This is a genomic window from Nostoc sp. KVJ20 (genome assembly GCF_001712795.1).
Taxonomy (GTDB): Bacteria; Cyanobacteriota; Cyanobacteriia; order Cyanobacteriales; family Nostocaceae; genus Nostoc.
In genome coordinates this window covers 1-9,500 of record NZ_KV757716.1, presented here as the reverse complement: position 1 = coordinate 9,500, position 9,500 = coordinate 1, and the positions used below count along the sequence as shown (strand labels likewise).

Genomic DNA, 9,500 nt, shown 5'->3' with positions numbered 1-9,500 from the left:
ACCGAGGGCTTGACCTCACAACTCATTTGGTCAACTAATAATTCGCGTTACTTGCAGTCTTCAGGGTCTCTGACCCAACAAGTTTTCCTGGTGTCTATTGCGCGGTGGAACCACACTGAACCCTTCCCGAACTCAGAGGTGAAACGCTGCTGCGGCAACGATAGTTTAGGGGTAGCCCTACGCAAAAATAGCTCGATGCCAGGTTCTATTTTTCAACAAGCCCCAAGCAATTATGATTGCTTGGGGCTTTTGTTTACCCTGAATTTTTAGTATTGGCAATGTAATTAAGATCAAATGCTGTTTGTCCCTGTTTGATAAGATGGTTGGCATACTTGGAGAAGTTCATAAGTCGTTCGTTCACCCTATGACAACCAAAAAATATGTTTACTGGCAAGATGAGGAGATGGTTAATATGGCGTTGTAGCCGAACGTGGAGAGGTTATTTGGTAAGAATATGAGGGCAATCTGTGTCGGCTTAAGTTTACCTTACCCTGAAGGAAGCAAGCTAGAGATGGGTCTAAATTGTTATGTGAAACTGTTTTTATTTTTGAAGAATTATTTTGACTTTTGAATTTAAAAAATGTCCCGTTCTGGATACACACTTCCCGTCTTTGCTTGCGCTGCTGCTGTTGCAGCTTTACACTGGTTACACAATCGCCAATCCCTAACTTTAGCATCTGTAGATTTAATTGAACCCGCTCAAATTGCAGAAATCCCCATTGAACAGGTCGCAGGACTATCTGATAGTACAGCTTTAGCGATCGCTCGCAGCGATCCCGGTGATAATCTTGACCTGACTAAAAATACACCGATTTGGGCATTGGTGGAATGGCGAGAACAGGGTGATGATGCAGTAATTATTAAAGGTGGGGAAGGGATTGGTAGGCAATTAAATGCTGATGACAAGCCAGCCATTTATGCTTATGCTCAAAGGCTGTTGCAAGAAAATTTGCAACGGATGCTAGCACCGAGGGAAAAAATCACGGTGACGATTATTCTACCCGAAGGGCGATCGCTTGCTGTTAGAACTTCAAATTCTGCTTTTGGTGTAGTTGAAGGACTTTCCCTTTTAGGCACAACAGGCATTTCTCAACCCTTAAGTACACCAGATCAGCTTGCAGTTTTTCGGGCGGAATTACAAAATAAAGCCAGTCGTTTTGAGAGTTTAATATTCTGTATCGGCGAAAATGGCTTAGATTTAGCGCGTAAACTAGGGATTAATCCTGAACAATTAGTCAAAACGGCTAACTGGCTCGGCCCAATGTTAGTAGAAGCTGATGTGCTGGGTGTGAAAGAAATCTTATTATTTGGCTATCACGGTAAACTGATGAAACTGGCAGGAGGGATTTTTCACACTCATCATTACTTGGCTGATGGACGACGGGAAATTTTGGCAGCACACTGTGCGATCGCAGGTTTAAAATTACCAGATATCCAAGCTGTGTTTAATAGTGCTACCGCCGAAGCAGCACTAACATATCTAAAATCGCTAGATGCTGCAACTGGCAGTGATTGGGTAAATCAAGTTTACAGTGCGATCGCCGAAACCATCGATGTTCGTTCCCAAGAATACATCCAAAGCCATAGCCAAAAGGGCACAGGAACTACAGTCTGTGGCTCTATCCTCTTTGATCGCGATCGCAAAATTATTGTGAAGAGTAAAACTGCTCGTCTGTTGATGGGAAAATTATGTTAATTTATTATGAATAATCGTAAACAATCCAAATAAATAATCTTTTAAGTAACCACTCTAGGGTAAGTTTATCGTTTTAATACCATCTCCGACTCCGGGACTAGACAAGCGCACATAACCTCGCGTTTGTCTAGGGCTTTTATACCATTATCAGCCTAACCAGGCTGAATAATAGCATCACTATAGACCACAAAGCATCTATCCTTAACAGACATAACACTCCCGTCATGAATACAGCGGTGACTCTACCAACAGAACAAGCGCCCCAAACATTGGAAAATTTTGGGCGGCTTGATCGCCAATTGATTGTAATTCTGGACTTCGGCTCCCAATATTCTGAGTTGATTGCCCGTCGCATCCGCGAGACTCAAGTATACTCTGAAGTTTTATCCTATCGCACTACTTCTGAACAATTGCGCCAACTCAATCCCAAGGGAATCATCCTCTCCGGTGGGCCGAGTTCGGTGTATGGTGATAACGCTCCCCATTGTGACCCAGAAATCTGGAATTTGGGAATACCCATTTTGGGTGTTTGCTATGGGATGCAGCTGATGGTGAACCAACTCGGTGGCGAAGTGGCAAAGGCTGATCGAGGTGAGTACGGCAAAGCATCATTATATATTGATGATCCCACAGATTTGCTCACCAACGTCGAAGATGGTACCACCATGTGGATGAGTCACGGAGACTCAGTTATCCAAATGCCATCGGGGTTTGAATTGCTGGCACATACAGAAAATACTCCCTGTGCTGCCATTGCTGACCACGAAAGGAAACTTTACGGTGTTCAGTTCCATCCAGAGGTGGTGCATTCTCTTGGCGGAATAGCATTAATCCGTAATTTTGTCTACCATATCTGCGATTGCGAACCCACTTGGACAACAGCGGCTTTTGTCGAAGAAGCAATTCAAGAAATTCGCGCCAGAGTTGGTGAAAAGCGAGTGCTGTTGGCGCTATCTGGTGGAGTGGATTCTTCTACCCTAGCGTTCTTGCTGTATAAAGCCATTGGTGAACAACTGACTTGCGTGTTTATCGATCAAGGCTTTATGCGAAAGTATGAGCCAGAGCGATTGGTAAAGCTGTTCCAAGAGCAGTTTCACATTCCTGTAGAGTATGTTAATGCCCGCGATCGCTTTTTAGCTAGAGTTGCTGATATTACCGATCCTGAAGAAAAACGCCGCCGGATCGGACACGAATTTATTGCTGTATTTGAGGAAACATCCAAACGCCTTGGTCACTTTGACTATTTGGCTCAAGGGACTCTTTATCCAGATGTTATCGAATCTGCTGACACCAACGTTGATCCCCAAACTGGTGAGCGGGTAGCGGTGAAAATTAAGAGCCATCACAATGTTGGCGGTTTGCCCAAAGACCTAAGATTTAAGTTGGTAGAACCACTGCGGAAACTATTTAAAGATGAAGTCCGCAAAGTTGGGCGTTCTATTGGTTTACCAGAAGAAATTGTCCAACGGCAACCTTTTCCTGGGCCTGGTTTGGCAATTCGCATTTTGGGCGAAGTTACATCTGAGCGGTTAAATATTTTGCGTGATGCCGATTTGATTGTCCGGCAAGAAATTAACCAACGCGGTATGTATCATGATTTCTGGCAAGCATTTGCTGTATTGCTGCCAATTCGCAGTGTTGGCGTTATGGGGGATCAACGTACTTACGCTTACCCCATTGTTTTGCGGATTGTTACCAGTGAAGATGGTATGACTGCTGATTGGGCAAGAGTACCTTACGATGTCTTGGAAGTGATTTCCACTCGGATTGTGAATGAGGTGAAAGGAGTAAATCGGGTGGTTTATGACATCACCTCTAAGCCGCCTGGAACTATTGAATGGGAATAATCAAGTTTTGAGTTGACTTAACTAAAAGTTCATCACTCTTGGCTATGGTTTAGATCCCTTGCAGTAGATTAGTTTCATATATAGTAGTCTGCAAGTTAATCAGTTAAACCTTTTCAACTCAAGAGCCAGGTATAAAGCCTATTACAGCACGGCGTAAATCCAGCTACCATCTCAATTAAGCAGACAAGTAGGGGCAATTCATGAATTGCCCCTACTTGAGCAACTGATTAAATGTAGCCAAAGTTCCGTCACGGTGTATTAGTATACTTCTGAATCCTGCTGTATTTCAAAATGGCAATGCCGCCCTGACTCCTTTTAAGCCTCGGCATTGTCTATTTTTTTGAATTTCGGTTTACTAAGAGCAAGAATGTCGCAAAATCCCGTATTTGCTAAATTTTAAGTAACTTTACTACTTTTAATTTTAAAAAGCTTTGATCAAAATCCAAACTTGTTAGTAATAAAGCAGTGAGTAATTACCAAGATTATTCTTGAATTCCAACTATTCGTTAAAGTTAATTTTTAAATGTAAAGGAATTTAAACACCAACATAATTTTATCCAGTCAATAATTATAAATACCAGCGAACAATGAACCATCAATTAGATGGTAACTAGACAAATTAAATTATTGTCTAGAAAAGTAGGCGCGATCGCAGTAAAATTACCAATGGTGTGGTTACTGAGAAAAAACAAGCAGCTCATTAGAAATAACTTTCATTTGATCAACGTTAATAGAGATGTCATGGAACCTCCTCTCCCCCTTGCTGGCTTAAACATCCTCGTAGTTGATGATGATGACGATAGCCGCTTTTACATTACTACCGTATTGGAAGCTGATGGAGCAACCATCATGGCAGTTGCATCGGCAGCGGTAGCATTGAATGTACTACCTGAGTTGCAACCAGATGTCTTGATTTGTGATATTGCTATGCCTGGTGAAGATGGATACACCCTCATCCGCAAGATCCGGGCGCTGAATGATATTTATGGAAAGCTCCCCGCGATCGCCTTAACTGCCTATGGTGATAGCGAGTATCGTAGCCGTGCTCTCGAAGCAGGTTTTCAGACTCATGTCGCTAAACCAGTTGATCCAGGAGAATTAGTTGCGATCGTCGCAAATTTGGTTGCTTCTTATAAGAGTTAATACAAAGATGCATAGACTTGTTATTTGTTATTTACGTCAGGAGTAGTTAAAAAGGTGCGATTGCAGTCTTGAGGAAACTTGAAACACCAATTCTGTCATCAAAAAGCTTGAAATATTTATAAAATAGTGTATTTATCATGTAATTTCTTGTGAGTTATCTTCTGCACAAACTCATTCAATTTATGATAATTTTCTTGAAATGGTTTTTGACTGCGGTGATAATTTGCTTTGGAAAAAGTAGAAATATCTACATTAAATTCTAATACGGTTCAGTTAAGGGCTATTGACAAAAATTTTGGGTTTTCGAGACGCGATAAATCGCCGTCTCTACAAAGTTTTGGTCTTATCTGAACTGTATTGCATTAAATTCTGTGTTATTTAATCTTTTAAATAAACTCGCATAGTTGAAAACTGCTAGAGACTATTTTGCTCCAGTTTCAAAGCTAATTTGCTCAGACTTATACGTTGGTGGCTCGACGTGAATTAAAATCCTCACTGGACGAAACCGTTCTTCTAATTGGCTTTCTACTTCTTCGGTTATGTGGTGAGCGGTTTCTACATCTGGTGCATCTACTATTAAATGCATTTCGATGAATACTTGACGACCAAGAACGCCGCGAGAAGCGATCGCATGACAGTTAATTACACCTGGAACAGAAGTAGCGATCGCATGTATTGCTTCTGGTGCGATCGCCATTTGATCCACAAGCCAAGGTAAATTCTCTTTTAAAACTGACCAACCACTCCAAAATACCAACAAGGCGACAGGAAAAGCTAACACCAAATCCATCCATTGATAACCTAGCCAAACTCCTATCAATCCGCCAATTACAGAGATTGTCACCCAAATATCGCTCATGGTATGTGTCGCATCAGCTATGAGAATTGAGCTACCTACCCGTTTACCAACAGCGCGTTCGTAAAACGCCACAAAAATATTCACACCCAGCACAATTAGTAATAACCACAACTCAGGTGGCGATATTCTTACAGGTTCACCACCACCTTTGAGAATTCGTTCGATTGCTCCTTGCAGAATTTCAAAACAGGCTATTCCTAAAAATGAGGCAATTCCTAAAGCTCCCACTGCTTCAAACTTGCTGTGTCCGTAGGGATGCTCGCGATCGGGTTGTGGAGAAGAAAATTTACTCGCAATTAATCCTAAAACGTTATTGGCGCTATCTGTCACACTATGCAAGGCATCAGCTAGCAAACTCAAAGAACCTGTCCAGTAGCCTACAACTGCTTTTAATGCCAGTACAAACAGGTTGAGCAGTAGAGTAATAATTAAAACCTTTTGTACTTCGCCACGGTTATCGTAAGTCATAGATAATTTATCACATCAAGTTCTATGACTTCTAATGTAGACCTCAAAATACAAATAAACACAAATAAAGTGTATCAAAGTCTTACGCAGTAAGAACTAAATATCTCTGGAGTCTCTATATTTTATGCTAATTTGTTGAGAGTCTTTATAACTAACAACAGCTACAAGCTCGATGGGCATTAGTAATATATTTACAAATAACAGCGTATTTTTAGCATTAATTCTAGGAATATTTTAATTAATATTCTTCCTCATATAGGACTCATATTTGATTTCTGAAAAAACTCAGTACAACTAAGAAGCCTTCTTGACTGTTGCCTATTGCCTATTGCCTGTCTACGCAAATTCGTTCAGAAATCAAAGCGAATTCCTATATATCCACTTAGGTCATATCGAATTGTATTCAAAGATATTATGATCACTATACTTGTCTGTATTTACTCCGAATAACTGACGAGCTTAATGAGTTTTATTTACTACTTCATAAGGATAAAAAAGCCCGCAATTTATTCAGAAAAGGGTCAACATTTGAGGATCTAAATAGGTATTGTCCTACTCCGGCCACGCTTGCAACGCTGTCTTCACTACCCGTAGTAGTTCCACCTTGGGGGCTCCGGTCGCCGCCAAAACTGAGATTCCACAATTGACCGTTATGACAAAGCGGGCGAGAGCATCTGGATCGGAATCGGCCGGCAAATCCCCCTCCGAAATCGCCCGCTCGAAACGATTACGCAGGGCAGCTTCGCTTGACGCTCTGCGTGCGGACAATTCTTGCCGGATCGGATCGGTTGGATCTCCGCATGAAAGCGTGCCATGAACCCAGAGACATCCCGGTGGATTGCGCGGATCGGTTCCCAGGTCAACGACTCCATATATCATCCGCTCGACGACCTGGCGGGCGGTCGGCTCTTTGAGAGCCTCACGAAGATAGGCTGACGGCCCGTCGGCATAGCGATCAAGCACTTTCCGGAATAAAGATTCCTTGTTTCCAAAGGCAGCGTAAAGGCTCGGACGATTGATGCCCATAGCCTCGGTCAGATCCGAGAGGGATGTGCCTAGATAGCCCTTGCGCCAGAACACGTGCATTGCACGATTGAGTGCATCATCGGTATCGAACTCGCGGGGTCGGCCCATCGCCGCAGTGGCTTTTTCCTGTTTCATACTCATCAGTATAATAGTTTCTTGACAGGCTTACCCCCATGCTTTATATCTATACCATACGATACAAAACTATAACGACAGAAGAAGACTATGAGCACCAAAAAACTTACAGGTAAGGTGGCATTGGTAACAGGTGGCTCACGCGGTCTAGGAGCAGCGATCGCAACGTAGGAGCGTCATTACGAATTACGCCAAGCTGTACTAGTGGTTTATTGAATCAGACACAGGGAAACATCAGAGTGGGATTCAGGCCCCTTCTTCCGGTAATATCAGTACTTATCAAGAAGTTTTAATAAAAAAGATATGTCTTCAATTCCTCTAACATTGAATTTAATTGAAGGTTCAGTCTCCTTCAGTTTTTCACCCCAAGCAGCACGAGAATTAAAGACAGCGACGGATCAACTGATGGAGCGCCTGAAAGCGATCGCCACTAAACCCACTCCTGGCGGCGGTAGAGTCACTCCCCAGCCTCCCTTGGAATATCGTTATACGGGTGAAGTATTTTTAGAAGTTTTTTGTAATCCTAATATCTGGCCAACGCCATTCGCAGCCAAAGTTTTGCTGACTGTCCGCAACGTCAACATCCGCTTGACTACGGAAGCTGAACTTACTCGCATCATTGAAGACATTAATCAGTATTTAGAGCAAGTAGAATAATTGTTGAAATGGTTTTGCTATGCTTTTCAAGATTTTTTCTTAAAAAATACTATACAAATTTTGGATTTTTTCAGAGTTGAGCCAGTTGCTTGCGGAGGTTCACGTTGGTGTCCGTTAGCCCTAGTCAGCAAACTTTTTAAGACGGATTTTGGCTTTGAAGAGCAAGTAGATTGACGCTTCCCTCAACTAAGCGATGAAATGAATTATGAGTCAAAAGTGAAGTTCCTACACTTCTATCGGCTCAATGTAGGAACTTCACAGAATTTACATACTAGACTCAAGCTGTGACACCAGATGGACAGAACAAATGGTTCTGATGCCTTCTTTAACTTGAAAAGTTGTATAAATTCAGACTCTAATACTTCTGTGTTAATGAAAAACGCAAGATTCTGTATGGGGCAATGCTCATGAAAAAACAGAGATTATCCCCCAAATTGGGCGTCTAATCGTTGATGGTGACATCCACACATCGAAAATAAGCTCCCAATCCCAAATCCGAAATCAAACATTGATTTAGTCGTTGTCCCACTGTTCACGACCAATTAGATCGCCAATGCGATCGCGCAACAAAAAGTCACATTTCTCTAATTCACATTCAACGCAAACCCACTCTCTCGCTGGGATGTATTGGCAAAGGGTATATATTGGCTGTTGTCGGCTAATCATTCCCTTTTGCACCAGTCGGCGTGCTTCGTCTTGAATCACATCTAGAGAGTAGTAATTGATAGAAGGCACCGTATTCACACTCATGGTTTTTACTCACAAATTAACACTTACGATAGTGTTCCCGTTAATAATTAGGAACAAACATTACAGAAATTAGACTTGTGGCTAGGATTTTGTAGTTTGCTATACGGAACTATTTTTATTTTGACGCTACACATCCTAAAATAATCTCAAGAAATGTTAAGAAAGTCAACAAATCCTGACATTTCTCAAAAATCCGCTTTACAAAAAAAATTCCAAGTAGTTAACTTAACCTGCATCTGTAACTGTATGGCTTTGATGCCACAAGTCTGAAAGTCTTGCCATCACTGTATTTAGGCAAGATTTGGTGGGTGAGAAGAGTTGATCTCACGTAAGCGTAGCCCGCCGCAGGCATCGCTCACATATCAAATAATCACCTTAAAGCTAGGTTTAGAACTGCTGGTATTCATCTAAGGGTAAACAACACAAGAATATTTGTCAGATACTAGGGTATAAACTGTTGCAAAACATAACGGCTAAAGTACACTACTAAGCCTTTTACCTTAGCATCTGTTAACAATTTCTTAAGTAAGGCAGTAATCACTTGGTTATTTTCAGCACTAATATTACATAGGTTTATTTTGAAAAACATCTGTAAAAGGGTGGAGTAATACTAATTCGTAGCCTGAGACAAGTAGCATTTATGCATCTACATAAAAAAGTTGGTGCTTCTACTACCTTTTTGCATTGACGATCTTCTCCCTGTTTTGAACTTTAGTTCTAGCCTCTCCCTCTCCAACTCGGAGCTACGGTGTACACACAAGTCCTAAAAACCTAGCTTGATAAGCATTTCCTTGTTCCCAGTCTCCGGCTGGGAATGCATTCATTGAGTCTCTGACTCAATATCTGGCTAGAAGCAGAGCCTCTAATCAGGCATTCCTATGCAGAGCATAGGAACGAGATAACAATGAGAAATTGATCT

At 41.8% G+C, this 9,500-nt stretch carries 7 protein-coding genes, 1 rRNA gene and 2 pseudogenes; 5 read left to right on the top strand and 5 right to left on the bottom strand.

The window, feature by feature from the left end; all coding sequences use genetic code 11:
* Nucleotides 1-86: 86 nt before the first annotated feature.
* The 4 genes from rrf to A4S05_RS31415 all read left to right on the top strand — a co-directional run bounded on the left by rrf (nucleotide 87) and on the right by A4S05_RS31415 (nucleotide 4,686).
* Nucleotides 87-204 (top strand): 5S ribosomal RNA (gene rrf, locus A4S05_RS31430).
* 376 nt (nucleotides 205-580) lie between these two features.
* A complete protein-coding gene (gene cbiD / locus A4S05_RS31425; protein ID WP_069073695.1) occupies nucleotides 581-1,696 on the top strand; it encodes a cobalt-precorrin-5B (C(1))-methyltransferase CbiD in 1,116 nt (371 codons plus the stop codon).
* 224 nt (nucleotides 1,697-1,920) lie between these two features.
* A complete protein-coding gene (gene guaA, locus A4S05_RS31420) occupies nucleotides 1,921-3,543 on the top strand; it encodes a glutamine-hydrolyzing GMP synthase (protein ID WP_069073694.1) in 1,623 nt (540 codons plus the stop codon).
* Nucleotides 3,544-4,284: 741 nt separating this feature from the next.
* A complete protein-coding gene (locus A4S05_RS31415) occupies nucleotides 4,285-4,686 on the top strand; it encodes a response regulator (RefSeq protein WP_069073696.1) in 402 nt (133 codons plus the stop codon).
* Nucleotides 4,687-4,808: 122 nt separating this feature from the next.
* Here the strand turns inward: A4S05_RS31415 and A4S05_RS43800 are convergent.
* The 3 genes and pseudogenes from A4S05_RS43800 to A4S05_RS31405 form a co-directional block, all read right to left on the bottom strand.
* A pseudogene (locus A4S05_RS43800) lies at nucleotides 4,809-4,943 on the bottom strand (IS4 family transposase); the annotation flags it as partial.
* A 164-nt stretch (nucleotides 4,944-5,107) separates the two neighbouring features.
* Complete coding sequence (locus A4S05_RS31410) at nucleotides 5,108-6,013, bottom strand: CDF family zinc efflux transporter Cdf31 (protein WP_069073693.1); 906 nt, start codon at nucleotides 6,011-6,013, stop codon at nucleotides 5,108-5,110.
* A gap of 552 nt (nucleotides 6,014-6,565) precedes the next feature.
* Entirely contained in the window at nucleotides 6,566-7,174 is a 609-nt protein-coding gene (locus A4S05_RS31405) for a TetR/AcrR family transcriptional regulator (protein ID WP_218107998.1), read from the bottom strand.
* Between the two features lie 303 nt (nucleotides 7,175-7,477).
* Between A4S05_RS31405 and A4S05_RS31400 the strand changes: the two genes are divergently transcribed.
* A complete protein-coding gene (locus A4S05_RS31400; RefSeq protein WP_069073691.1) occupies nucleotides 7,478-7,831 on the top strand; it encodes a hypothetical protein in 354 nt (117 codons plus the stop codon).
* Nucleotides 7,832-8,344: 513 nt separating this feature from the next.
* Here A4S05_RS31400 and A4S05_RS31395 read toward each other — a convergent pair.
* Both A4S05_RS31395 and A4S05_RS44370 read right to left on the bottom strand, forming a co-directional pair.
* Nucleotides 8,345-8,581, bottom strand: coding sequence for a DUF4327 family protein (locus A4S05_RS31395; protein ID WP_069073690.1), 237 nt, complete (start codon nucleotides 8,579-8,581; stop codon nucleotides 8,345-8,347).
* A 442-nt stretch (nucleotides 8,582-9,023) separates the two neighbouring features.
* Nucleotides 9,024-9,173 (bottom strand): annotated as a pseudogene (locus tag A4S05_RS44370) (hypothetical protein); the annotation flags it as partial.
* Between the last annotated feature and the right edge of the window lie 327 nt (nucleotides 9,174-9,500).

Coding starts and splice junctions, on each gene's coding strand:
- cbiD (WP_069073695.1), top strand. CDS start 581: ATGTCCCGTTCTGGATACACACTTCCCGTCTTTGCTTGCGCTGCTGCT.
- guaA (WP_069073694.1), top strand. CDS start 1,921: ATGAATACAGCGGTGACTCTACCAACAGAACAAGCGCCCCAAACATTG.
- A4S05_RS31415 (WP_069073696.1), top strand. CDS start 4,285: ATGGAACCTCCTCTCCCCCTTGCTGGCTTAAACATCCTCGTAGTTGAT.
- A4S05_RS31410 (WP_069073693.1), bottom strand. CDS start 6,013: ATGACTTACGATAACCGTGGCGAAGTACAAAAGGTTTTAATTATTACT.
- A4S05_RS31405 (WP_218107998.1), bottom strand. CDS start 7,174: ATGAAACAGGAAAAAGCCACTGCGGCGATGGGCCGACCCCGCGAGTTC.
- A4S05_RS31400 (WP_069073691.1), top strand. CDS start 7,478: ATGTCTTCAATTCCTCTAACATTGAATTTAATTGAAGGTTCAGTCTCC.
- A4S05_RS31395 (WP_069073690.1), bottom strand. CDS start 8,581: ATGAGTGTGAATACGGTGCCTTCTATCAATTACTACTCTCTAGATGTG.